Source organism: Serratia sp. BFP-2025 (assembly GCF_050880365.1).
GTDB lineage: Bacteria > Pseudomonadota > Gammaproteobacteria > Enterobacterales > Enterobacteriaceae > Serratia > Serratia surfactantfaciens.
The window spans coordinates 362044-386880 of the sequence record NZ_JBPAFV010000001.1 but is presented as its reverse complement, the minus strand read 5'-3'; the positions used below and the strand labels follow the sequence as shown (position 1 = coordinate 386880).

General features: G+C 60.3%; 21 protein-coding genes, 6 tRNA genes and 1 other RNA gene. 18 read left to right on the top strand and 10 right to left on the bottom strand.

What is annotated here, in order from left to right; genetic code table 11:
• Positions 1-23: 23 nt before the first annotated feature.
• A complete protein-coding gene (locus ACRAWE_RS01865) occupies positions 24-563 on the bottom strand; it encodes a GNAT family N-acetyltransferase (RefSeq protein ID WP_019453813.1) in 540 nt (179 codons plus the stop codon).
• A gap of 168 nt (positions 564-731) precedes the next feature.
• On the opposite strand from ACRAWE_RS01865, the gene ACRAWE_RS01860 reads away from it, so the two are divergent.
• From ACRAWE_RS01860 to ACRAWE_RS01850, 3 genes are all read left to right on the top strand, one after another.
• Positions 732-1976, top strand: coding sequence for a DUF1479 domain-containing protein (locus ACRAWE_RS01860; RefSeq protein ID WP_019453814.1), 1245 nt, complete (start codon positions 732-734; stop codon positions 1974-1976).
• Positions 1977-2068: 92 nt separating this feature from the next.
• Entirely contained in the window at positions 2069-3760 is a 1692-nt protein-coding gene (locus ACRAWE_RS01855; RefSeq protein ID WP_432525555.1) for a LytS/YhcK type 5TM receptor domain-containing protein, read from the top strand.
• Positions 3757-4491, top strand: a complete 735-nt coding sequence (locus ACRAWE_RS01850) for a LytR/AlgR family response regulator transcription factor (protein ID WP_019453816.1) — start codon at positions 3757-3759, stop codon at positions 4489-4491. Before ACRAWE_RS01855 ends, ACRAWE_RS01850 begins: the two co-directional genes overlap by 4 nt.
• 4 nt (positions 4492-4495) lie before the next feature.
• Here the strand turns inward: ACRAWE_RS01850 and ACRAWE_RS01845 are convergent, their stop codons facing one another.
• A complete protein-coding gene (locus tag ACRAWE_RS01845; protein WP_019453817.1) occupies positions 4496-4828 on the bottom strand; it encodes a DUF2502 domain-containing protein in 333 nt (110 codons plus the stop codon).
• A 397-nt stretch (positions 4829-5225) separates the two neighbouring features.
• Between ACRAWE_RS01845 and ACRAWE_RS01840 the strand changes: the two genes are divergently transcribed.
• Positions 5226-6455, top strand: coding sequence for an L-lactate MFS transporter (locus tag ACRAWE_RS01840; protein ID WP_019453818.1), 1230 nt, complete (start codon positions 5226-5228; stop codon positions 6453-6455).
• A gap of 67 nt (positions 6456-6522) precedes the next feature.
• Here the strand turns inward: ACRAWE_RS01840 and glk are convergent, their stop codons facing one another.
• Positions 6523-7485 carry a glucokinase gene (glk, locus tag ACRAWE_RS01835; protein ID WP_063919814.1) on the bottom strand — a complete coding sequence of 321 codons (963 nt, stop codon included), beginning with the start codon at positions 7483-7485 and terminating at the stop codon, positions 6523-6525.
• Positions 7486-7795: 310 nt separating this feature from the next.
• On the opposite strand from glk, the gene ACRAWE_RS01830 reads away from it, so the two are divergent.
• Positions 7796-9043, top strand: coding sequence for an ion channel protein (locus tag ACRAWE_RS01830; protein ID WP_432524578.1), 1248 nt, complete (start codon positions 7796-7798; stop codon positions 9041-9043).
• On the opposite strand, the gene ACRAWE_RS01825 is transcribed toward ACRAWE_RS01830, so the two are convergent.
• Positions 9040-9732 (bottom strand): aspartate/glutamate racemase family protein, encoded by a 693-nt coding sequence (locus ACRAWE_RS01825; RefSeq protein ID WP_019453821.1) that lies wholly within the window; start codon positions 9730-9732, stop codon positions 9040-9042. The two genes, ACRAWE_RS01830 and ACRAWE_RS01825, sit on opposite strands and share 4 nt — an antisense overlap.
• A 67-nt stretch (positions 9733-9799) precedes the next feature.
• A complete protein-coding gene (locus ACRAWE_RS01820; protein WP_019453822.1) occupies positions 9800-10252 on the bottom strand; it encodes a multidrug/biocide efflux PACE transporter in 453 nt (150 codons plus the stop codon).
• Positions 10253-10350: 98 nt separating this feature from the next.
• Between ACRAWE_RS01820 and ACRAWE_RS01815 the strand changes: the two genes are divergently transcribed.
• Positions 10351-11241: a LysR family transcriptional regulator gene (locus tag ACRAWE_RS01815; protein WP_025160151.1), complete on the top strand. Its 891-nt coding sequence runs from the start codon at positions 10351-10353 to the stop codon at positions 11239-11241.
• On the opposite strand, the gene ACRAWE_RS01810 is transcribed toward ACRAWE_RS01815, so the two are convergent.
• Positions 11217-12878, bottom strand: a complete 1662-nt coding sequence (locus tag ACRAWE_RS01810; RefSeq protein WP_432524574.1) for an alpha-keto acid decarboxylase family protein — start codon at positions 12876-12878, stop codon at positions 11217-11219. The two genes, ACRAWE_RS01815 and ACRAWE_RS01810, sit on opposite strands and share 25 nt — an antisense overlap.
• A 189-nt stretch (positions 12879-13067) precedes the next feature.
• Between ACRAWE_RS01810 and mgrA the strand changes: the two genes are divergently transcribed.
• Both mgrA and ACRAWE_RS01800 read left to right on the top strand, forming a co-directional pair.
• Positions 13068-14057, top strand: a complete 990-nt coding sequence (mgrA, locus tag ACRAWE_RS01805) for an L-glyceraldehyde 3-phosphate reductase (RefSeq protein WP_063919817.1) — start codon at positions 13068-13070, stop codon at positions 14055-14057.
• Positions 14058-14280: 223 nt separating this feature from the next.
• Complete coding sequence (locus ACRAWE_RS01800; protein ID WP_063919818.1) at positions 14281-14691, top strand: DUF2502 domain-containing protein; 411 nt, start codon at positions 14281-14283, stop codon at positions 14689-14691.
• A 40-nt stretch (positions 14692-14731) separates the two neighbouring features.
• On the opposite strand, the gene ACRAWE_RS01795 is transcribed toward ACRAWE_RS01800, so the two are convergent.
• On the bottom strand, positions 14732-15967 hold the full coding sequence (locus ACRAWE_RS01795; protein ID WP_019453827.1) for an Nramp family divalent metal transporter: 1236 nt from the start codon (positions 15965-15967) through the stop codon (positions 14732-14734).
• 377 nt (positions 15968-16344) lie between these two features.
• On the opposite strand from ACRAWE_RS01795, the gene ACRAWE_RS01790 reads away from it, so the two are divergent.
• Positions 16345-17532, top strand: a complete 1188-nt coding sequence (locus ACRAWE_RS01790; RefSeq protein ID WP_004936373.1) for a NupC/NupG family nucleoside CNT transporter — start codon at positions 16345-16347, stop codon at positions 17530-17532.
• Between the two features lie 119 nt (positions 17533-17651).
• Here ACRAWE_RS01790 and ACRAWE_RS01785 read toward each other — a convergent pair.
• Positions 17652-17727, bottom strand: a tRNA-Ala gene (locus tag ACRAWE_RS01785).
• A 59-nt stretch (positions 17728-17786) separates the two neighbouring features.
• Positions 17787-17862: transfer RNA gene (locus tag ACRAWE_RS01780), tRNA-Ala, on the bottom strand.
• 308 nt (positions 17863-18170) lie between these two features.
• Between ACRAWE_RS01780 and ACRAWE_RS01775 the strand changes: the two genes are divergently transcribed.
• Entirely contained in the window at positions 18171-18956 is a 786-nt protein-coding gene (locus ACRAWE_RS01775; protein ID WP_432524569.1) for a formate/nitrite transporter family protein, read from the top strand.
• Between the two features lie 70 nt (positions 18957-19026).
• Here the strand turns inward: ACRAWE_RS01775 and gltX are convergent, their stop codons facing one another.
• Complete coding sequence (gene gltX / locus ACRAWE_RS01770) at positions 19027-20442, bottom strand: glutamate--tRNA ligase (RefSeq protein WP_432524566.1); 1416 nt, start codon at positions 20440-20442, stop codon at positions 19027-19029.
• Positions 20443-20736: 294 nt separating this feature from the next.
• Here gltX and ACRAWE_RS01765 point away from each other — a divergent pair.
• The 8 genes from ACRAWE_RS01765 (at position 20737) to fepG (ending at position 24837) form a co-directional block, all read left to right on the top strand.
• A tRNA-Val gene (locus ACRAWE_RS01765) sits at positions 20737-20812 on the top strand.
• A 29-nt stretch (positions 20813-20841) separates the two neighbouring features.
• A tRNA-Val gene (locus tag ACRAWE_RS01760) sits at positions 20842-20917 on the top strand.
• A gap of 39 nt (positions 20918-20956) precedes the next feature.
• Positions 20957-21032 (top strand) — tRNA-Val (locus ACRAWE_RS01755).
• A gap of 7 nt (positions 21033-21039) precedes the next feature.
• Positions 21040-21115: transfer RNA gene (locus ACRAWE_RS01750), tRNA-Lys, on the top strand.
• A 75-nt stretch (positions 21116-21190) separates the two neighbouring features.
• Positions 21191-21315: non-coding RNA, RtT sRNA (locus ACRAWE_RS01745), on the top strand.
• A 205-nt stretch (positions 21316-21520) separates the two neighbouring features.
• Positions 21521-22528, top strand: coding sequence for a Fe2+-enterobactin ABC transporter substrate-binding protein (gene fepB, locus ACRAWE_RS01740; RefSeq protein WP_154746591.1), 1008 nt, complete (start codon positions 21521-21523; stop codon positions 22526-22528).
• A gap of 216 nt (positions 22529-22744) precedes the next feature.
• Positions 22745-23800, top strand: coding sequence for a Fe(3+)-siderophore ABC transporter permease (fepD, locus tag ACRAWE_RS01735; RefSeq protein ID WP_019453832.1), 1056 nt, complete (start codon positions 22745-22747; stop codon positions 23798-23800).
• Positions 23800-24837, top strand: a complete 1038-nt coding sequence (gene fepG, locus ACRAWE_RS01730) for an iron-enterobactin ABC transporter permease (protein WP_063919822.1) — start codon at positions 23800-23802, stop codon at positions 24835-24837. The genes fepD and fepG overlap by 1 nt, the downstream gene beginning before the upstream one ends.

Genomic DNA, 24837 nt, shown 5'->3' with positions numbered 1-24837 from the left:
TGTCGATACCCGGCGCGATATTTTTATTTGCCGCCCTGAAACTCCGCCGCCAGCAGCCCGAACAGCCAGTCGTCTCGCCACTCTCCCGCCAGGCGGAAGTTATCGCGCAGCGTGCCTTCCAGCTGAAAACCGCACGACTCCAGCAGACCGCGCGAGGCGAGGTTGCCGGAGGTCACGGTAGCGGTCAGCTTGTGAAAACCGCAGGCGTTCACCGCAAAATCCAGCACCGCCCGCAGCGACTCCTTGCCATAGCCCTTGCCCTGCCCGGCAGGCAAACTGCCGTATCCCACCTCCGCTTGCCGATACGGCAGCCACTGCGGGCGAAAGCCGGTAATGCCCACCGCCTCCCCGCTGTGCTTCTCACGCATCACCAGGCACAGCCACTGATCTCCGTGTTTGTCCCAGGCCGGCAGCCGCGCGTCGAAACGCTCGCGGATCGCCGCTTCGCTGAGCGGATCGGCGATATAGCGGATCACCTCAGGATCCTGGTAAAGGCGCAGAAACAGCGGCCAGTCCTCGGCGGTTATCGACTGTAAGTGCAGACGTTCAGTGACCAGCTTCATAAAATCTCCGAAAAACGAAAAAGAGGAACTTACGAATGAAAGATATCTCTTTATTTTCCCCGATTGGTTGCCGATAATCATTCACGTTAAAACCACAAAACCATAACGTCTTGCCCGATTCCCTACAACTGCCCGCCGCAGTCACTCACGCGGCACCAGGAGAACACCATGGCCTCTTTAGTCATCGACGATATTCCGCAGGCGATTGTTAACGTCAAGCGCCAGCTGCGCCAGGCATTGCCGAACTACCGCGAAGTCTTTCAGGCGCTGGAAGAGAACATCCGCGGCCAAGTCGAACAGATCCGACGCGAGCTGGCCGCCGGCCACAATCCGGTGCCGCAGATCGACGCGGAAGATATCCTGCAGCAACGCGTCAGCGAGCAGCAGATAGCGCTGATCAAGCAGCGCGGCGCCTGCGCCATTCGCGGCGTGTTTCCGCGCGCCAAAGCCGAGGGCTGGAATCGCGAAATCGGCGACTACCTCGAGCGCAACAACTTCGTCGAGCGGTTGAAAAACGCCGCCGAAGACAACTATTTCGGCAAGCTGGCCGCCAGCAAGCCGCAAATTTACGGCATCTATTGGTCGAAACCGCAGGTTGAAGCGCGGCAGGATGCGCGCATGCACGCAGTGCAGGTGTTCCTCAACAGCCTGTGGGCCACCGAGAGCAACGGCAAACAGCATTTCGATCCGACCCGCGTCGCCACCTACGCCGATCGCACCCGCCGCCGCCCGCCGAACTCCTCGTCGCTGGGCCTGTCGCCGCACGTCGACAGCGGCACCATCGAGCGCTGGCTGGACGAAAACTTCCGCTATGTGTATCGCCACGTGTTCTCCGGCGACTGGCAACAGTACGACCCCTTCGCCGCCGACGGCCGCACCGAGGTGCGCGAGATAGCCTCCCCGGCGGTCTGCTCGATGTTCCGCACCTTCCAGGGCTGGACGGCGCTGACGCCGCAGCGCACCAACGCCGGCACGCTGAACCTGGTGCCGATCGCCAACGCCATGGCCTACGTGCTGCTGCGCGCGCTGCAGGACGACGTCGCCGACGACGATCTGTGCGATGCGGCGCCGGGCCGCGCGCTGTCGATCTCGGAAAAATGGCATCCCCTTTTATTAAGTGGGATTTCCCCTATTCCCGACCTAGAGCCGGGCGACACGGTATTTTGGCATTGCGACGTGATCCACGCGGTGGAGAACGAGCATAACGGCAAGTTCGACAGCAACGTGATGTACATCGCCGCCGCACCGGGCTGCGCGAAAAACGACGCCTACCTGCAGCGCCAACTGCCGAGCTTTATCGACGGCAGAACGCCGCCGGACTTCGCTCCCGACGACTTCGAAGTGGATTTTGACGGCCGCGCCACCGCCGATCTGCTGACGCCGCTGGGCAAAACGCAGCTCGGCATGCGCTGACCGCCGGCCTGAGCCACGGGCCTTTCTCGCTGTGGTATACTGCCGCCATCCGTAGGCCGCAGCGAGAACCCGTCGTGCACCCTTTTTTTGAAATGCTGTTGGCGGTGTTTGATCGCGCCGCGCTGATGTTGATCTGTCTGTTTTTCCTGACCCGCACCCGGCTGTTCCGCCAACTGCTGCAAAAAGAAGATCATACGCCGCTCGAACTCGGCATCGTCACGGCGATCTTCTCGCTGTTTGCGCTGTTCAGCACCTATTCCGGCATCAACGTTGAGGGATCGCTGGTCAACGTGCGCGTCATCGCCATCATGGCCGGCGGCATCCTGTTCGGCCCCTGGGTGGGGATCGTCACCGGCATCATCGCCGGTGTGCACCGCTACCTGATCGACATCGGCGGCATCACCTCGGTGCCCTGCCTTATCACCAGCATCATCGCCGGCATCAGCGCCGGCTACATCAATATCAAGGTGAAAAAAGAGCAGCGCTGGCGCGCCGGCATCGTCGGCGGCATGCTGTGCGAATCCCTCACCATGCTGCTGATCGTGCTGTGGGCCAAACCGACCGAGCTCGGGCTGGATATCGTGTCGCAGATTGCCCTGCCGATGATCCTCGGCACGGTGTGCATCGGCCTGATCGTGCTGCTGGTGCAGAGCGTCGAAGATGAAAAAGAGGTGATCGCCGCGCGTCAGGCCAAGCTGGCGCTGGATATCGCCCACAAGACGCTGCCCTATTTCCGCAATATCAACAGCGAATCGCTGGCCACCATCTGCGATATCATCCGCCAGGACATCCGCGCCGATGCGGTGGCGATCACCGATACCCATCAGGTGCTGGCCTACGTTGGCGTGGGGCGCGAAGCCTACCCGATCGGCCGCGAAGGGCTGAGCCGCGTCACCCGCGAAAGCATTCGCCACGGCAAAATCATCATCAAGAACAACCTGGAAAACCCGGCCGCGCCGCAGATCCATTCGCAGCTGGTGGTGCCGCTGTGGGAAAAAGGCGAAGTGACCGGCGCGCTGAAGATTTACTACTGCCACGCCCACCAGATCACCAACACGCTGAAGGTGATGGCGGTCGGGCTGTCGCAAATCATCTCCACGCAGATGGAGGTTTCCCGCATCGAGCACCTGCGCCAGATGGCGGACAAGGCCGAAATGCGCGCGCTGCAGAGCAAAATTAACCCGCACTTCCTGTTCAACGCGCTGAACGCCATCTCTTCCTCTATCCGGCTGAATCCGGACACCGCGCGCCAGCTGATCATCAACCTGTCGCGCTACCTGCGCTACAACCTGGAGCTGAACGACGAGCTGATCGATATCCGCAAGGAACTGCACCAGATTCAGGACTATATCGCCATCGAACAGGCGCGCTTCGGCGCCAAGCTGACGGTGATTTACGACATCGACGACGACGTCTCGGTGCGCATTCCAAGCCTGCTGATCCAGCCGCTGGTGGAGAACGCCATCGTGCACGGCATCCAGCCCTGCAAGGGGAAAGGGGTGGTGGTGATCGCGGTGAAAGATCAGGGCGACCGGGTGAAAATTTCGGTGAAGGACACCGGCCACGGCATCAACCAGGACACCATCGACCGGGTGGCGCGCAACGAGATGCCGGGCCACAATATCGGCCTGCTCAACGTGCATCATCGCGTGTCGTTGCTGTACGGTGAAGGCTTGCATATTCGCCGCCTGGAACCGGGCACCGAAATCGCGTTTTACATCAGCAAAAACGGCGGCAAACTGCATCAGGAACCGAGCGCGCCGCCGATCGGGGAGGCCTCATGAAAGCCATTATCGTGGAAGACGAATTCCTCGCGCAGGAAGAACTCAGCTACCTGATCAAGAAACACAGCAACATCGATATCGTCGCCACCTTTGAGGATGGCCTCGATGTCCTCAAATACCTGCAGACGCACCAGGTCGACGCCATTTTTCTCGACATCAACATCCCGTCCCTGGACGGCGTGCTGCTGGCGCAAAACATCAGCAAGTTCGCCCATCGGCCGTCGATCGTGTTCATCACCGCCTATAAAGAGCACGCGGTGGAAGCCTTCGAGATAGAGGCGTTCGACTATATCCTCAAGCCTTATCACGAAGCGCGCATCGTCACCATGCTGCAAAAGCTGGAGGCATTGCATCAACGCCCCGCCGGCGCGGCCGAGCCGGCCAGCGCGCCAAGCCGCGGCAGCCACAGCATCAACCTGATCAAAGACGAGCGGATCATCGTTACCGACATCAACGATATCTATTACGCCGCCGCCGATGAAAAGGTGACGCGGGTCTATACCCGCCGGGAAGAGTTCGTGATGCCGATGAACATCACCGAGTTTTACGGCCGACTGCCGGAAGAGCATTTCTTCCGCTGCCACCGCTCTTACTGCGTTAACCTGGCGAAGATCCGCGAGATCGTCCCCTGGTTCAACAATACCTACATTCTGCGGCTGAGCGATCTCGAGTTTGAAGTGCCGGTCAGCCGCAGCAAGGTGAAAGAGTTCCGCAAGCTGATGCGCCTGTAAGCGCTTACCAGCGCGGGCCCGGACGGTAGTAATAGCCCGGCGGCGGCGGTGGCGGCATGCGGTAATGCGGCCGATCGCGCCAGTCGCGCGGCGGCGGCCCGTAGTAGATCACCCGTGGTGGCGGGCCATAGTAGTAACCGCGCGGGCGTTCATACCGGTGGTGATCGGCCCACCAGCGCGGATCGCGCCAGCGATAGCCGTCCCAGTAGTGGCCGCGATTGTCGCGATCGCCGATATGCAACGACAGGCCCGGCACGTTCACGCCGATGGACACATCGGCCTGGCTCGCCAGCGGCAGCGCCAACAGCGCAGCCAGTAACAACAGCGTTTTTTTCATTTCATGGACTCCTGCAGAGCGGACCTTGTCCGATCGCAGATAACATAGTCCCGCGCTCACCGCCGCTCTATAGGCGCAATGCCGATTTACGCCTTTCAGACGCATCCTTCACAATTTCACCACAATCGTTCACCGGCGATTAACAATAAATCGTTGATATCTTTGATGTAGATCACGTGTCACCTGCGGCATTTCACGCGCTTTTCGGCGCAAAAACGGCAACTCACGCCGCATAAAATGCATTTCATTCCTTCCGTCGTGCAACTCATTCCCGATCCGCCGTCCACCGGGAGAGCCGGCCATATAATAAGCCCATACCGCGGGAACGTTGATTCACCCCGCAAATTTCAGCCAGCGGCTCACGCCCGGCAACGCACACACAGGAAGGAGACCGGCCATGAACACCAAACCGGCAAATCGCAGCTTAATCGTTCTCGGCACCATCATCTGTCAGATGGGTCTGGGCACCATCTACACCTGGAGCCTGTTCAACCAGCCGCTGGTCGACAAGTTCCATTGGGGGCTGGCGGACGTCGCCACCACCTTCTCCATCACCAGCTTCTTCCTGGCCTTCGCCACGCTGTTCGCCGGCAAACTGCAAGAGCGTTTCGGCATCCGCAACCTGACGCTGTGTGCCGGCATTCTGGTCGGCCTGGGCCTTATCGCCAGCGCCCACGTCAGCTCGCTCGACATGATCTACCTGCTGGCCGGCGTAGTGGTGGGCTTTGCGGTCGGTATCGCCTACATCTCCACCCTGTCCAACCTGATTAAGTGGTTCCCGGCCAACAAAGGCCTGATTTCCGGCATCTCCGTCGGTGCCTTCGGCAGCGGCAGCCTGCTGTTCAAATACGTCAACGCCGCCCTGATCGCCGACGTCGGTGTTTCCGGCGCCTTCTTCTACTGGGGTGTCATCGTGATGGGCCTGATCGTCGTCGGTTCGCTGCTGCTGAAAGAGCCGGTGCTGGCGACCCGCACCGCACAGCAAGGCGCCAACGGCCTGGGCAACGACTTCAGCGTGCGCCAGATGCTGGCCACCAAAGAAGCCTACCTGCTGTTCACCATCTTCTTCGCTGCCTGCATGAGCGGTCTGTACCTGATCGGCATCGTGAAAGACATGGGCGTTCAGCTGGCCGGGATGGACTTGGCTACCGCCGCCAATACCGTATCCGCCGTCGCTATCTTCAACACCGCCGGCCGCATCATCCTGGGCACGCTGTCCGATAAAGTGGGCCGTATGCGCGTCATCAGCTTCACCATGCTGGTTACCGTGCTGGCGATTGTCGCACTGAGCTTCATGACGCTGAACCACACGCTGTTCTTCATCTGCGTCGGTGCAGTAGCCTTCTGCTTCGGCGGCAACATCACCGTGTTCCCGGCGATTGTCGGCGACTTCTTCGGCCTGAAAAACCACAGCAAGAACTACGGCATCATCTACCAGGGCTTCGGCCTGGGCGCGCTGGCCGGTTCGTTCGTCGCCAAATACTTCGGCGGCTTCCACGCCACCTTCATGGTGATTGGCGTCCTGTCCGCCGCCTCCCTGCTGATTACGCTGTTCATCAAAGCGCCGAAAGCAGTGGAAGTGGAAACCGAAGAAACCGCACAGGCGGCGGAGCTGGCCAAAGCCTGATCCCCGCGAAAACGACAAGGGGCGCAACCTGTGGGTTGCGCCCCTTTTTATTGTTCTGCCGCAGAGCTTACAGCTGCATGCCCAGCGTCTGGCGCAGATGCGCGCCGGCTCCCAGCAGGCCCGGTTGGCCATGCGTGATCATGAACACCGGGATGTCGCGCACATAGTCGCGGAAGCGCCCCTTGTCTTCAAAGGCGGCGCGGAAGCCCGAAGCCTTGAAGAATTCCATAAAGCGCGGCACGATGCCGCCGGCGATGTACACGCCGCCAAAGGTGCCCAGAGTCAGCGCCAGGTTGCCGCCGAAGCGCCCCATGATCACGCAAAACAGCGACAGCGCACGGCGGCTGTCGATGCAGCTGTCGGCCAACGCCCGCTCGGTGATGTCCTTCGGCTCCAGCTTTTCCGGCAGGCGGTTGTCCGCCTTGACGATGGCGCGATAAAGGTTGACCAGGCCCGGCCCGGACAACACGCGCTCGGCGGAAACGTGCCCCACTTCCGCGCGCAGCACCTCCAGAATAATGTCCTCTTCTTCGCTGTTCGGCGCGAAATCGACATGGCCGCCCTCGCCCGGCAAGCTGACCCAGCGGCGATCGACCTGCACCAAATGGGCAACGCCCAGCCCGGTGCCGGCGCCGTACACTGCGATCGGTTTGCCCGGCTGAGCCTCGCCGCCGCCAAACTGCAGCACGTCGTCCGGCGAGAGCATCGGGATCGCCATCGAGACGGCGGTGAAATCATTGATCACCTCCAGATGACTCAGCCCCAGGCTGGCCTTCATCGCTTTGATCGAGAACGCCCAGCTGTGGTTGGTCATCGCCACCCAGTCTTCGGTCACCGGGCAGGCGATGGCGATACAGGCGTCCTGCACCTCGATATCGCACTCTTTCAGGTAGTGGCGGATCACCGCCTCCAGGCTGTCGAACTCCAGGCCGGAATAGGTTTTCGCCTGGGTAATCTCACCCGTCGCAACAGTGCACAACGCCAGGCGGGCATTGGTGCCGCCAACATCACCTACGAGGGCATAGGTCATTGATTTCGTCTCCGTAAAATGAAAAATAAACAGCTGCCCACACTGTAAAATCCTGCCGCAAAAACAACAATCACCCGCCTCGGATCTGCGCCCCAATAGCGATCCGGATCACAAAAAACGTTTCAGCTTGCCCGCCACGCCGCGTTTTGAAACAAATTGCGGCAAAAAACGCCCCCCGGCGACTGTTAACCGTCATCGACGCCGGGCAATATCAGTGCGTGCCTGCACGCCGATAGTCTGGCAAGCTGTGGCCACTGTCCAATCACCCGCTCTCCTTGCCCGGCATGGAGGCATCGACAAGGGAATACCCATGCTGCATCCGCGCGCCAATGCCATGTTGGCCTTTGCTTTGCCTGCGCTGATTATCGGTTCCGCATCCAGTCTGGTGCTGCTGTTGGTGATGAACGTCGCCGCCACACTGCAGCAATGGCTGTGGGTGACGCTGCCCGATATGCTGAGCCTGGACGCCCAGTCGCCCTGGTGGCCGGTCGCGATGCTGACGCTGACCGGCGTGGCGGTGGGCCTGATCGTGCGCTATATGCCGGGCCACGCCGGGCCGGATCCGGCGACGGAATCACTGATCGGCATGCCGCTGCCGCTTTCCGCCCTGCCGGGGCTGGGGTTGGCGCTGATCGTCGGCCTGGCCGGCGGCGTCAGCCTGGGGCCGGAGAACCCGATCACCGCCATCAATATCGCGCTGGTCGCGGCGGCTGGGGCGCGCCTGCTGCCGAAGGTGCCGCGCATGGACTGGATCATCCTGGCGGCTGCGGGCACCATCGGTGCGATGTTCGGCACCCCGGTCGCCGCCGCGCTGATCTTCTCGCAAACCCTGGCGGGCAATAACGAAACGCCGCTGTGGGATCGGCTGTTTGCCCCGTTGGTCGCCGCCGCCGCCGGCGCGGTCACCACCCAGATGTTCTTCGTGCCCAACTTCGCCCTGCAGCTCGACGCCTACGACGTGACGCGGCTGCCGGACATCTTCAGCGGCGCCATCGTGGCGCTGATCGCCATCGCACTCGGCATGGTGGCGCTGTGGTGCTTCCCGCACGTTCACCGCCTGTTCCATTCGATAAAGAACCCGGTGTTGATGTTAGGGCTGGGGGGCTTTGTGCTGGGCCTGCTGGCGCTGGTGGGCGGAGAGATTACCCTGTTCAAAGGGCTGGATGAAATGAAGCGCCTCGCGGCAGATGACGGCTATTCGGTGCCGGCACTGTTGACCATGACCCTGACCAAGCTGGCGGCGCTGGTGATCGCCGCCGCCTGCGGCTTTCGCGGCGGGCGCATCTTCCCGGCGGTGTTCGTCGGCGTGGCACTGGGGCTGATGCTGCACCAGCATGTGCCGGCGGTGCCGGCGGCGATCACCGTCTCCTGCGCCATCATGGGGCTGGTGCTGGTGGTGACGCGCGACGGCTGGCTCAGCCTGTTCATGGCGGTGGCGGTGGTGCCGGATCTGCATCTGCTGCCGGTGCTGTGCATCGTGATGCTGCCCGCCTGGCTGGCGCTGGCGGGCAAACCGTTGATGCTGGTGAACCGCCGGCAGCCGCCGCACGACGATTAGGCCAGCGCGAACGCCGCGGCGGCGCGGGCGTGGATCGCGGTGGTGTCGAACACCGGCACCGACGCATCCCGCTCGCTCACCAGCAAGCCTATTTCGGTGCAGCCGAAAATAATCCCCTGCGCGCCCTGCTGCTCCAGATCGCTGATGATCCGGCGATACTCGTCGCGCGAGGCGTCGCGAATTTTACCCAGGCACAGTTCGTCATAGATGATGCGGTGTACGATGTCGCGATCGGCGCTGACCGGCGTCACTACGTCGATGCCGTGCAACTCCTGCAGGCGGCCGCGGTAGAAGGTCTGCTCCATGGTAAAGCGCGTGCCCAGCAGCCCGACGCGGCGAATGTTTTTTTCCCGCACCTGCAGCGCCGTGGCATCGGCGATATGAATCAGCGGCAGGCCGCTGGCCTGCTCGACCGCCTCCGCCACCTTGTGCATGGTGTTGGTGCAGATCACGATAGCTTCGGCGCCGGCGGCGCGCAAAGCCACTGCAGCGGCGGCCAGCAGCCGGCCGGCACCGTCCCAATCGCCCTGGTGCTGCAAGCGTTCAACCTCCTGAAAATCGACGCTATAGAGCACGATTTTGGCCGAATGCAGCCCGCCGAGGCGCGCCTTTACCTGCTCGTTGATAGTGCGGTAATAAGGAATGGTGGATTCCCAGCTCATGCCGCCCAGCAAGCCCAACACTTTCATCATTCGTTCCTCAGCATTTTCCGACGATCCTCTGACCTTACCTGAGAATCGCCGGGCTGACGACGCCTTATTTGGCGCCGGAATTGATCGGCTGGCGCGCTTCAAACCAGCGCTGGCGCAGCGTGTCGTACAGCCAGTTGTAGGCCATGGTGTACGGCAGGAAGAACAGGAAGAAACCGATTTCCAGCATAAACGCCTGCCCCCAGGAAATGCTCAGCATCCAGGCGGCGATCGGCACCCCGATCAGGATAAAACCGGCCTCAAAGCCGACGGCGTGCAGCGCACGCACTTTCAGGTTACGCACCACCCGGCTGACCGGCCACAGACGGTCGAACACCGTGTTGTAAACCATGTTCCACAGCATCGCGACGGTGGAGAGCATCACCGCCAACGCACCGACCTGCACCATTGAGCGGTTGAGCAGCCACGCGCCCAGCGGGGCGCAAACCATCACGGCGATGGCCTCGAAACCGACGGCGTGGACGATACGTTCAATGAGAGACTTGTTTTGCAGTTGCATACATCACCTTTTATTCGACAGTTGTTGCGAAAGCCAGGTGATTATCATCGCTTTTTTGGGTAGATTAAAAATAGATTCCATCGATAAAGTAGATACATATGCACTACTCACCGGAAGCGTTACAAGCCTTTGTGGAAGCCGCCGCCCTCGGCTCATTTTCCGCCGCCGCGCGCAAGCTGCGTAAAAGCCAATCCACCGTCAGCACCGCCATCGCCAATCTGGAAGCAGACCTGGCCTTGACGCTGTTCGATCGCAGCGCGCGCCAGCCGGTGCTCACCGCCGCCGGCCGCAAAGTGTTGGGGCACGTACAGGAGATCCTGGCCGCCAGCGAGCGGCTCGATGCATTGAGCATTCAGCTGGCGGGCAACGTCGAACCGCGCCTGAGCATGGTGTTTTCCGACACTTACCAGCCCAAGCACCACGACAGCCTGATGCAGCGGTTCGAACAGCGTTATCCGGAGATTGAACTGGAATGGATGATCGCCGAAGAAGGCGACGTCATCGATCTGCTGCAGAGCGGCCGCGCGCACCTGGGCATGGTGGAAGTGCAAAAAACCTATCCGCCGGATATTGCCTTTTCCCGGCTGCCTGAACAGACCGAAATGGGGCTGTTCGTCGCCCATCAGCACCCGCTGGCGCAGGTCGCTGCGCCGACGCCGGAACAGTTATCCAGCACCCGTCAGCTGATCCTGAACACCTACACCGGCGCCGAGGCGGCCAGGCAAGGAGGATTGGTGTGGTCGGCGCCCAGCTATCTGCTGCTGCTGGAGATGGCGGAACAGGGATTCGGTTGGGCGGTGTTGCCGCACTGGCTGGTGCAGCAATACGGCCACGGCAGGCTCACCCAGCTGCGCCCGCGCGGCTGGCCCAAACTGATTTCGGTGGATGCGGTGTGGTCGAAACTGACCCCGCCGGGCCCGGCGGGGTACTGGATGCTGGAGCGGCTGTTGGAAGACGACGCGGCTCAAGCGGCGGCGTTGCGCGAATGAATCACGCGCGAGAGGGTATCGAGCAGTTCGGGGATGTCCCTCTTCGGCAGCATCACTTCGATGAAAGCCAGCCGATCGCCGTCCGCTACCTCACGCAGCGCCTGGCTCAACCCCTCAGCATCGCTGACGCGCAACGCCTTCACCGGCCGATCACCTGCCAGCGCCGCCGGCAGCTGTGTCCAATTCCAAGCCGCAATGTCATTGTAACTCTGCTCCGGCCCGTGGATGGCGCGCTCGATGGCGTACCCCTGATTATTCAGCACGAAGATCACCGGTTTAAGCCCGTCGCGCAGCATCGATCCCAGTTCCTGCACGGTGAGCTGTGCGGCGCCGTCGCCGATCAACAGCACGACCCGACGCTGCGGTTCGGCGGTTTGCACGCCGAACGCCGCCGGTAAGGTATAGCCGATCGATCCCCACAGCGCCTGCACGATCATCCGGCTGCCGCGCGGCAGCGTTAACGTGGCCGCACCAAAACAGGCCGTGCCTTGATCGGCCAGCACGATATCGTCCGGCCGCAGAAAATCCTGCATCTGTCGCCAGAAAGCGTGTTGATCCAGCCCTTCACCCGCCGCTTCCGGCAGCGGCGGGCGGACGATCGTCGGCAACGGCCAGCGCGCCGCCAGCGACAGGCTCAGGCGATGCAGCGCCAGCACGGCATCTCGCATCGGGATGCGGTTGAACCGCCGCCGCCCTACCCAGGCTTCGAACGGCTGGATATCGATGCACTTTTCCATCGGCAGATGATGAGTGAATCCCCCGGTGATGGTGTCGGTGAAGCGCACGCCAACGTTGATCACCACGTCGGCGTTTTCGATCGACTGTTGCACCGCCGGATCGCTGGCGCCGCCGCAGTAGGTGCCGACAAAACCGGCGCGGTTCTCATCCAGCACGCCCTTGCCGAGCAGCAGGCTGGCGTGTGGGATCGCCACTTCCTGCATCCAGCTATCCAGCGCCGTTTCAACGCCGAAGCGATCGGCCAAAAAATCCGCCAGCAGCGACACCCGCCGCGCCCCCAGCAGCTTTTCACGCGCCGCCGCGATAAACGCCCGCAATGCGTTTTGCGACAACCCGGCCTGACGCAGCATCAGCGGCACCGGTTTGGCCGGCAGCGGCGCTTGCGCGACGTCGCTGGGCAACATCAGGTAAACCGGGCGATGTTCCAGCAAGGCAGTAGCGATCAGGCGATCGATCTCCACGGCGGCGTTGTCGGCGGTCAGATTAGCCTGGGCAACGCTGACCTCTTTGGCGATCCGGGCGAAGTGGGTGAAGTCGCCATCCCCCAGCGAATGGTGCAGCAAATCGCCGGCGCGCTGGGCGCGCAGCGCCGGGGTGCCGACGACGTGGATCACCGGCAGATATTCGGCATAGCTGCCGGCTACGCCGTTCAGCGCGCTCAACTCACCGACGCCAAACGTGGTCAGCAGCGCCGCCGCCGGTTTGCAGCGCGCATAGCCGTCAGCCGCATAGGCGGCGTTCAACTCGTTGGCGCAACCTACCCAGCTGACCTGCGGATGCGCAATGACGTGATCGAGGAATTGCAGGTTGTAATCCCCCGGCACGCCAAAGACGTGGCGGATGCCAATCTGAGCCAGACGATCGAGCAGATAATCGGCCACCGTATAGATCTGAGTCATGATCATCACCTGTCTGCAGCTGGAGCGATTATCTTTAAGTATCGAAGATGTTGTTCAAATTTCGAACGATGGCTCTCGCCTCAATCGGCAACCTGGCGTTACATGCCGGCCTTGTGATCCTTCCCCCGGCAGCGCGGAGTGAAAACGCATACACTTAAAGCACTTCACCTCTCGTCGACAAGGATACCCATGTCCTACCAAGCCTCTCCCTCCCGTTATCAAGAGATGGAATACCGGCGCTGCGGCCGCAGCGGACTGAAGCTGCCCGCGGTCTCGCTCGGGCTGTGGCACAACTTTGGTGACGCCACGCTGTATGACAACGCCCGCGGCCTGATCCGCTGCGCCTTCGATCGCGGCATTACCCATTTCGATCTGGCTAACAACTACGGCCCGCCGCCCGGCGCCGCCGAGGAGAATTTTGGCCGCATTCTCCACGCCGATCTGCGGGCCTGGCGCGACGAGCTGATCGTTTCATCCAAAGCCGGTTACACCATGTGGCCCGGCCCCTATGGCGACTGGGGCTCGAAAAAGTACCTGGTCGCCAGTCTCGATCAGAGCCTCAAGCGCATGGGGTTGGAATATGTGGATATCTTTTATCACCATCGTCCAGACCCGGAAACGCCGCTGGAAGAAACCATGGCGGCGCTGGATCTGCTGGTGCGTCAGGGCAAAGCGCTGTATGTCGGCCTGTCCAACTACCCCGCCGAGCGCGCGCGGCAGGCGTTCGACATTCTGCAGCGCCTCGGCACGCCGTGCGTGATCCACCAGCCCAAGTATTCGATGTTGGAACGCGGACCGGAGGCGGGGTTGCTGGATGCATTGACTGAACATGGCGTCGGCGCCATCGCCTTCTCGCCGCTGGCGGGCGGCCTACTGACCGACCGCTACCTGCACGGCGTTCCGCAAGATTCCCGCGCTGCCAGCGGCAGCCGCTTCCTGCAGCCGGAACAGCTGACCGCCGAACGGCTGGACAAGATGCGCCGCCTCGACGCGCTGGCGCGGCAACGCGGGCAGAAGCTGTCGCAGATGGCCCTGGCCTGGGTGCTACGCGGCGATCGCGTCACCTCGGTGCTGATCGGCGCCAGCAAGAATGCGCAGATAGAAGACGCGGTGGGCATGCTGACCAACCGTCGCTTCAGTGAAGAAGAGCTCGCGCAGATCGAGCAAATCTTATTGTAATCGCTTACAAATAACGCCGCTCAATCGAGCGGCCATACCCCAGAAAAATCTCAAATCTCGGCCTGTGGCGTCCTTTTCAGAGTTGTTCTCAGATTCAACCCTAATTGTCGGCGCTATGATGCCGATATTGCAGTAAAAATAATGATAAGGCCGCTTTTTAAACTGATGAACGCGCTTCATAAAGTGATCAACGGCCAAGCCGCGCAAGCGGGAAGGAGAAGTCATGTTTAAACCTCTGCTCTTGGCCGCCATCCTGGCGGCGACGGTGCTGCCCGCCGCACAGCAGGCGCATGCCGAAGGCCTCAGCATCGATCTGATGCCGGGCGTTTCATTACGCATCGGCGATCAGGACAATCGCGGCCGTTATTGGGACGGTTACGACTGGCGCGATCGCGATTGGTGGCGCTCACATCAGGGGCGTTATCTCGGTGACCGCAGCCCGCGCGGCTATTACTGGGATGGCTATCGCTGGCGCGACGGCGGCTATTGGCGCAAGCATTATTACTATCACGAGGGGCGTTACCGTAAGTACGACAAGCACTACGATAAACACCACTGGAAGAAAGAGAAAAAACACCACCACGATCATGACCGCGATCGCTGGCGCCGCCACGGCGACGACGACCGCGATTAACCACGACGGGCCGGCGCAAAGCCGGCCCGCGCTGTTTCGCTTACAGCACGCTGCCGATCAGCAGATAGCCGTTCAACCCAACCACCACCACTACGATCAGTTTACCCAGGTTTTGCACCACCGGACCGTTGACCATCTCGCCCATCAGCGCCCGATTGCCGGTGAAAGCCAGCAGCGGCACCAACGCCAGCGCAATGCCGAAGCTCAGCAACACCTGGCTCAGCACCAGAATGCGCGTCGCGTCCATCCCCAGCATAATGACGATAAACGACGGCAGCATGGTCACCGCACGGCGCAGCCACAGCGGGATATGAAAATGCACGAACCCCTGCATCACCACCTGCCCCGCCAACGTGCCCACCACGGTAGAAGAGAGGCCGGCAGCCACCAGGCTCAGGCCGAACACAGTCGCGGCGGCGTGCCCGAGCAGCGGTTGCAGCGTCAGGTAGGCCACGTCGAGATCGGCGATGCCACTGTGGCCGCTGAAATGAAATGCGGCGGCAGCGGTGGCCATCATCGCCAGATTAACGAAACCGGCGATGGTCATGGCCACGGCGACGTCGACTTTGGTGGCGGCATAGCGCTCCGCCTTGTCGTGCTCGCCGCCGATTTGGGTGAGCGATGAATGCAGATAGATCACGTGCGGCATAATCGTGGCGCCCAATACCCCGGCGGCCAGGAATACCGCATCGCCGTTAGGCAAATCGGGCAGCGCCATGCCCTGCAACAGCGGCGCCAGCTGCGGTTGTGAGAACGCCAGTTCGACGATGTAGGCGGCAGCGACGAACAGCAACAGGCCACCAATCACCAGTTCCAGCGGCTTTTGCCCACGCTTTTGCAGCATCAGAATTAAAAAGGTGGCGATGCCGGTCAGCACCGCCCCCTGCAGCAGGGATACGCCAAGCAGCAACTTAAAGCCGATCGCCGCGCCGATAAACTCAGCCAGATCGGTCGCCATGGCGATGATCTCCGCCTGTACCCAATAGGCCCACACCGCCGGCCGCGGAAAGCGATCGCGAATATGCTCGGCCAGGTTTTTTCCGGTGGCGATCCCCAGCTTGGCGGACAACAGCTGGATCAGCATCGCCATCACGTTGGCCCAGACCACAACCCACAGCAGGCTGTAGCCGAACGAAGCGCCGGCCTGAATGTTGGTGGCGAAGTTGCCGGGATCGATATAGCCGATAGCGGCGATAAAGGCGGGCCCCATCAGCGAGAGTTTGATTTTTCTGGCGGAGCGACCGGAGGTGGTTTCAACCACGCGACTGTTCAGCATATGTTGAACCCTTACTGAAATTACGTTTATCTCCACTCTATATAAATGATAATAATTATCAAGCGCATTTAGAGCGGTAAAACTTATCTCTGTAATAGCCAACATTAACGGTTTTATCGTAGGGTTCAGCGCGGAGCTGGCCGATTTCCGTGCTTTTCTGATGGGATTTTGGCTGCAATACCCCTGAAAGACAGGTTAGCACAAGAATACGAATTTCCTATTCCTGCTTTAACATCTTGATTTTTTATGCTTTTACGCAACACTTTAGGAGAACTCCCACTATGATTTTCCATATTTGCAATAGAAGTCTCGTTTTTAAACGTAGCGTTACATAAAATGACAGCCGAAATTCAGCCTGCCTCAAATTTGGAGCAAACATGTCCCATATTGCGCACTTTGCGTTGGCGATAGTGGTGGTGGCGATCCTGGCCCTGTTGGTGTGCCGCGATCGCAAGAGCATCCGCATTCGTTATGTTATTCAATTACTGGTTATCGAAGTACTGCTGGCCTACTTTTTCCTGCATTCGGAAGCGGGTTTGGGCTTCGTAAAAGGATTCGCCGCGCTGTTTGACAAACTGCTCGGGTTTGCGGGACAAGGGACTGATTTCGTATTCGGCGGCATGGGCGACAAAGGCCTGGCATTCTTCTTCCTGAAGGTGCTGTGCCCGATCGTCTTCATTTCTGCGCTGATCGGTATTCTGCAGTACATCAAAGTGCTGCCGTTCATCATCCGCATTATCGGCACCGTGCTGTCGAAAGTGAACGGCATGGGCAAGCTGGAGTCGTTCAACGCCGTCAGCTCGCTGATCCTGGGGCAGTCCGAAAACTTCATCGCCTACAAGGATATCCTGGGCAAGATGTCGGAAAAGCGCATGTACACCATGGCGGCGACCGCGATGTCTACGGTATCCATGTCCATCGTCGGCGCCTACATGACCATGCTGGACGCCAAGTTCGTGGTGGCGGCGCTGGTATTGAACATGTTCAGCACCTTTATCGTACTGTCGCTGGTCAACCCGTATGACACCAATAAAGAAGAAGAGCTGCACCTCGGCAACCTGCACGAAGGCCAGAGCTTCTTCGAAATGTTGGGCGAGTACATCCTGGCCGGCTTTAAAGTAGCGATTATCGTTGCCGCGATGCTGATCGGCTTCATCGCCCTGATCGCCGCGCTTAACGGTGTGTTCAGCGCCATCTTCGGCCTGAGCTTCCAGGAGATCCTCGGCTACTTCTTCTACCCGTTCGCCTGGATCATGGGCATTCCTAAGCACGAAGCCCTGCAAGTTGGCAGCATCATGGCCACCAAGCTGGTTTCCAACGAGTTCGTGGCCATGATGGAGCTGCAGAAAGTGTCTGCCGAACTGTCGCCGCGCAGCTTGGGGATCCTGTCGGTGTTCCTGGTGTCCTTCGCCAACTTCTCTTCCATCGGTATCGTGGCCGGTGCGATCAAGGGCCTGAACGAACACCAGGGCAACGTGGTGTCGCGCTTTGGCCTGAAGCTGGTGTACGGCTCTACGCTGGTCAGCATCCTGTCCGCTTCCATCGCGGGCCTGGTGCTGGGCTAAGCCTCTCGAACCTACTGCGATAACAAGGCGCCTGCGGGCGCCTTTTTTATTGGCCTGCATCCGATGAAGATGAAAAACGAAAAGCAAAAAGCCGACCCTGAGGTCGGCTTTTTAAATGGTGGTGGAGCTAGACGGGATCGAACCGTCGACCTCTTGCATGCCATGCAAGCGCTCTCCCAGCTGAGCTATAGCCCCACAAAAGTGGTACGCATTGACCGGCGTTACGGTATCCCCAACCTTGCTGAGAAGAAGGTTGGTGGAGCTAGACGGGATCGAACCGTCGACCTCTTGCATGCCATGCAAGCGCTCTCCCAGCTGAGCTATAGCCCCGTTCCACAATCACTTTGTGCTGTGAACGGGGCGCATAATATGAAACCCGCTCAAAGCTGTCAACGGCTAAATTGAATTACTGAACCAAGCGTTGAAAAAGCCGCCAAATCAGCATGTTTGGCGCCAAAAAATCATCACTTTGCGCAGAGTTCAGCCATTTTGAGCGTTACATCTCAAAATGGCGAAAGCCCCTGCATATCACGTTGATTTTTAATTAACGGAATGTTAGTGAAATGCGCTTGAGTCGGACTCCTGCGCGGCATAGACTGCCCGCGCCTTAAACTTCATTACTATAAACCGAGTCCGTCATGTCTTTGCATTCACCAAAAGAAATCGCCACCCTCGCCGTTCAGGCCGGGGTGAACAAAAGCCGCGCCCCTCTCGCTAATCTGTTGATTCTGGGCTTTCTCGCCGGCGCCTTTATCGCTACCGGCTTTCTGCTGGATATTCACGTCATCGGCACCCTGCCGGCCGAATGGGGCTCTTTCGGCGCCCTGTTGGGCGCGGCGGTGTTCCCTATCGGCCTGATCCTCACCATTCTGGCCGGCGGCGAACTGCTGACCGGCAACATGATGACCTTGCCGATGGCCTGGTTCGCCCGCGAAATCCCCGCTATCGCCGTGCTGCGCAACTGGTTTTGGGTCACCCTGGCCAATTTCGCCGGCAGCGTGGCCGTCGCCTACTTCTTCGGCCATCTGCTGGGCCTGACCGAGGGCGCGTTTTTGCACAAAACGCTGGCCATCGCGCAGGCCAAAGTGGATGCGGACTTCCTGCACGCCTTTATTTCCGGCATCGGCTGCAACTGGCTGGTGTGCCTGGCGGTATGGTTAGCCTTCGCCAGCAGGGATGTACCGGGAAAAGTCATCGGCATGTGGTTCCCGGTCATGGCTTTTGTCGCCATCGGCTTCCAGCACGTGGTGGCGAATATGTTCATCATACCGGCGGCCATCTTTGCCGGCGGCATGGGTTGGGAGCAATACCTGCCTAACTTTGCTGCGGTATTCCTCGGCAACGCGCTGGGCGGGGCCGGCTTTGTCGGGTTGATGTATTTCCTCGCCTATCGCCCGGGATTGCCGGCCGGCGAACAAGCCTGATAAACGACAATAAAAAAGCCCCGGGATCACTCCTCGGGGCTTTTTCTTTATGGATGGCGTATCAGCCTAATCAGGCCTGCGCTTCACGCTCGGCGATGTAAGCCAGCGCCATATCGATGCGCTGCAGCGAACGCTTCTGGCCGATCGCATGCACGGTCACGTCCATGCCCGGCGACTGACCGGCGCCGGTCACCGCCACGCGCAGCGGCATGCCAACCTTGCCCATGCCGACGCCCAGCTCGTCCGCCGTACCCTGAATGGCATCATGCACGTTTTCCGGCGTCCAGACGGTGATGGCGGCCAGCTTGGTGCGCACCGTTTCCAGCGGCTGACGTGCAACCGGGCGCAGGTGTTTCTTGGCGGCGTCGGCGTCGAACTCGCTGAAGTCTTCGTAGAAGTAACGGCAAGACTCCGCCATTTCCTTCAGCGTCTTGCAACGCTCACCCAATAGCTTGACGATGTCCTTCAGTTCCGGGCCGTTGCGGGTTTCAAGACCCAGTTGCTCAACGTGCCACGCCAGATGCACCGCCACTTCTTCCGCCGGCATATGGTTGATGTAGTGGTGGTTCAGCCATTGCAGCTTCTCGGTGTTGAACGCACTGGCAGATTTGTTGATCGCTTCCAGCGTGAAGAACTCTTTCATCTCATCGATGGAGAAGATCTCCTGATCGCCGTGGGACCAGCCCAGACGCACCAGGTAATTCAGCAGCGCCTGCGGCAGGTAGCCGTCATCGCGATACTGCATCACGCCCACCGCGCCGTGGCGCTTGGACAGCTTTTTACCGTCGTCGCCGAGGATCATCGACACATGCGCGTATTCCGGCACCGGCGCGCCCAGCGCTTTGAGAATGTTGATCTGGCGCGGGGTGTTGTTGATGTGGTCTTCACCGCGGATCACATGGGTGATTTCCATGTCCCAGTCATCGACGACGACGCAGAAGTTATAGGTTGGCGAACCGTCGGTGCGGCGGATGATCAGATCGTCCAGCTCCTGGTTGCTGAATTCGATCGGGCCGCGAATTTTGTCGTCGAAAATCACCGAACCTTCCTGCGGGTTGCGGAAACGCACCACGTGCGGCTCGTCGTCGGTGTGGCTGCACTGGCTGTCGCGGCAGTGGCCGTCATAACGCGGCTTCTCGCCGTTTTCCATCTGCTTCTCGCGCAGCGCTTCCAGGCGTTCCTTGGAGCAATAGCATTTATAGGCGGTGCCCTGCTCCAGCATCTCGTCGATGACCGCGTTATAGCGATCGAAACGCTTGGTCTGGAAATACGGGCCTTCATCCCAATCCAGGTTCAACCAGTTCATGCCATCCATAATTGCGTCGATCGCGTCCTGGGTGGAGCGTTCCAGATCGGTATCTTCGATACGCAGAACGAACTCACCGCCCGCATGGCGGCTGAACAACCAGGAATAAAGTGCGGTACGCGCGCCGCCGACGTGAAGATAGCCGGTCGGGCTCGGTGCAAAACGGGTTTTGATTTTCATTGGGTTCACTGCCTTATTACGCAACGCGTGTCGGCGGTTGCCGACGATTGCTCGGAATTGAAAAAAGAGTGGACGACATTGTATCACCACGCGCTAATTCCTCAACGCCGACACGATATTGCACCGGTCGATTTCACGCGATTTGCGGCCAGTTCCGCATAACATTGCGCAAAGAATCGGCGTCTCTGGCGATAATTATCGCGCCCTGCCTAAATTTGCGGCGAACGATTGAAATCATTTTAAAAACCGTTGACTCACTTTGAACTATCCCTATAATGCGACTCCAACAAGACGGGGCGATTAGCTCAGTTGGTAGAGCATCTCCTTTACACGGAGGGGGTCGGCGGTTCGAGCCCGTCATCGCCCACCATCTTGTTGAGAAAAAATGAGAACGAATGAGGGTGATTAGCTCAGTTGGTAGAGCATCTCCTTTACACGGAGGGGGTCGGCGGTTCGAGCCCGTCATCACCCACCATCATTCTCTCGTTTAGCAGTAACCTGGAAGTCCTGAAGTGGGTGATTAGCTCAGTTGGTAGAGCATCTCCTTTACACGGAGGGGGTCGGCGGTTCGAGCCCGTCATCACCCACCACTGTTATGGGTCGTTAGCTCAGTTGGTAGAGCAGTTGACTTTTAATCAATTGGTCGCAGGTTCGAATCCTGCACGACCCACCAATTCAGAAAAAAGCGCCTTTTGGCGCTTTTTTCGTTTCTGCGCCACCTGACTCTGCCTTTATCCTCTTACTGACATGGCCCACTGAGTCGTGCGGGTGAGATCCTGCGTTCAGGTTCGAGCATCGCGCAGCGATACGACAACGCGCAACGTTGCCCGCAGGGTGAGGCCACAGGCCGAATCAATCCTGCACGACCCACCAATTCAGAAAAAAGCGCCTTTTGGCGCTTTTTTCGTTTCTGTCACTCGGCTCCCCCGCTTCTTCTTTCTATTCTTTTCTCCACCACATGCTGAGATACGAATGGTTATCATTTTGGCGGCTTGAATGGTAAATTAGCGGGCAACCCCCACGGCCACTCCGCCGTCGGATTGATACGCCTTTGTGCAAGGAAAGAAAGAGCCCGCTCATGACCCTATCCTTACGTCAGCTGTTTATTTCATTCATCGCCGTTTCCACCTTGCTGCTCAGCGGCTGCGGCCCGGACGACAAGAGCGACGAGCAGAAACCGTCCGCCCCCGCTGCCGACAGCAGTTGGCCGCGCACCATCGACAGCGCCAAAGGGAAATTTACGCTGGAAAAACCGCCGCAGCGCATCGTGTCCACCAGCGTCACCATCACCGGCACGCTGCTGGCGATCGACGCCCCAGTGGTCGCCAGCGCCGCCACCAGTCCGAATCCCCTGGTAGCCGATAAACAAGGTTTCTTTACCCAATGGAGCGAAGTGGCCAAACAGCGCCACGTCGAGCGGCTGTATCAGGTGGAGCCGAATGCCGAAGCCGTCGCCGCCGCCGCGCCGGACTTGATCGTCGTCGCCGCAACCGGCGGTGATTCTGCGTTAAAACTGTACGATCAGCTGTCTGCCATTGCGCCGACGCTGGTGCTTGATTACGGCGACAAAAGCTGGCAACAGCTGGCGAGCGAGCTCGGCGAGATCACCGGCCATGAGGCCGGCGCCAAACAGGCGGAAGATCGTTTCGAACAGCGCGTGGAGCAAGTGAAGCAGGCGATTACCCTGCCGCCGCAGCCGACCACCCCGCTGGTGTATGCCGACAATGGCCGCGAGGCCATGCTGTGGACGCCGGGCTCCGCCCAGGGCAAGCTGCTGACCCAGCTCGGCTTCCAGCTGGCCACTCCGCCGGAAAGCGCCAAAGGCAACACCAGCATGGGGAAACGCCATGACATCATCCAGATCTCCGGCGAGAAAATGGCCGAGGGCCTGAACGGTAAAACGCTGATCCTGTTCGCCACCAATGAACGCAAAGTGCAGGAGCTGTTGGCCAACCCGTTCCTCAAGCATCTGGAGCCGGTGGAGCAGCGGCACGTCTACGCCGTCGGCAACGACACCTTCCGCCTCGATTACTACAGCGCTACCAACATGCTGAACCAAATCGAGCAGTTGTTCAAAAAGCCCTGAATCACGCCGTCGGCAGGCCAATCCCCTGCCGACGCTTTCCGCAAACGGATCGGCAGTTCACATTCAATCAATTGAAATATCAATAGTTATTAACATCCTCAACGCAGCTAAACCACGAACCGACGGGTGCATGCGGGCGTAAACTCGTGCTACTATTTGGCGCCCGTTATAAACGCAAATAGCAATGAGAATAAAAATCATAAAGGAGTTACCGGTGTGAACGTACCCACTCCGACTGAGCGGACGCTTTCGTCCGCGCCGCACGCAGCTTACGCCAGTGGCTTCAAACGCATCGCCGGGTTCGGTATCGGTTTGGCGCTGTTGCTGCTGTGCGTCATTGCCAGCCTGATGCTGGGTTCCAAAGCCATTCCTTTCCATACCGTCTGGCTCAGCCTGCAGGGCGTAGCGAGCGGTTCCGACAGCACCATCATTCTCAACGCCCGGGTGCCCCGTACGCTGGCGGGCATTTTGGCCGGCATGGCGCTCGGCGCCGCCGGCGCGCTGATTCAGGCGTTGACGCGCAACCCGCTGGCCGATCCCGGCGTGCTCGGCATCAACGCCGGCGCCAGCTTCGCCGTGGTCATCGGCATCATGTTTTTCGGCGCCGCCACCACCGAAAGCTATATGGTCTACGCCTTCGCCGGCGCCGCCGTCACTACCCTGCTGGTCTACCTGATCGGCACGCTGGCGGGCGGGCGCATCAACCCGGTGCGGCTGACGTTGGCCGGCGTGGCTATCGGCGCGGTGCTGCTCGGCATCACCACCGGGCTGTCGCTGATCGATCCGCAAACCTTTGACCAACTCCGCTTCTGGCAGGCCGGCACGCTGGATATCCGCACGCTGTCCACGCTGCCGGTGACCGCCCCCGCCATTCTACTCGGCTGCCTGCTGACGCTGCTCATCGCCCGGCCGCTGAATACCATCGGCATGGGGGAAGATCTGGCTATCGCGCTCGGCGCGCGCGTGGTGCTGACTCAGGTGATCGCGGTGATCGCCATCACCTTGCTGTGCGGTGCAGCAACCGCCACCGTCGGCCCGATCAGCTTCATCGGCCTGATGGTGCCGCATATCGCTCGTTGGTGGGTCGGCCCCGACCAACGCTGGATCCTGCCCTACTCCATGCTGCTGGCGCCGATTTTACTGCTGTGCGCCGACGTGGTCGGCCGCTTGCTGGCGGCCGGTGAACTGCGGGTTTCCATCGTCGCCGCCTTTATCGGCGCGCCGGTGTTGATCTGGCTGGTGCGACGCAAGAAAACGCTGGGGGGCTTGTGATGAGTCTGCCCCACACTCTGCATATTGGCCGCCCGGACGGCATCATCAACTGGCGCATGCCGCTGCGCCTGCTGCTGGTCAACCTTTCGCTGCTGGCTTTGTGCCTGGCGATGGCGGTTGCCGCGCTGTGCTACGGCACGCTGCAGCTCTCGCTGGAGCAGGTCTTTGCCGCGCTCAGCGGCGAGGCGCCGAAAAACCTGGTGACTGTGGTCACCCAATGGCGCTTGCCTCGCATCGCCATGGCGCTGTTGTTAGGCGCCGCGCTCGGCATGAGCGGCGCCATTTTCCAGTCGATTATCCGCAACCCGCTCGGCAGCCCGGACGTGATCGGCTTTAATATGGGGGCTTACACCGGCGCGCTGATCGCCATCACCCTGTTCAACGGCGGCTACTATTACGTCGCCGGCGGCGCGCTGGCCGGCGGCATTCTCTCGGCGCTGGCCATCTATCTGCTCGCCTGGCGGCAAGGCATTGCCGGCTTCCGGTTGATCATCGTCGGCATCGCCATCAGCGCAGTGCTGGTCTCCACCAACACCTGGCTGATCATCACCGCTTCGCTCGAGCGCGCCATGGACGCCGCCATGTGGCAAGCCGGTTCGCTCAACGGCATGACCTGGCAAAAAGCCCAGCCCGCCACGGCGTTCATCGTGCTGGCGGCGGCCGCCGCGCTGCTGATGGGCAAACGGCTGCAGCTGCTGGAAATGGGCGACGACACGGCGCGCGCGCTGGGCGTCAATGCCGAAAGCAGCCGGCTGTGGCTGATGCTGTTCGGCGTCACCCTCACCGCCGCCGTCACCGCCACCGCCGGGCCGATTTCCTTTATCGCGCTGGCGGCACCCCAGATCGCCCGTCGCCTGGCCGGACAATCCTCGGTCACCCTGACCTCCTCGGCGCTGATGGGCGCGGCGTTGCTGCTCGGCGCCGACGTGGTGTCCCAACATCTTTTCGCGCCGATCCAACTGCCGGTCGGGGTCGTGACCGTCTGCATCGGCGGCCTGTACCTGATTTGGCTGCTCATTCGAGAGGCCCGCAGATGA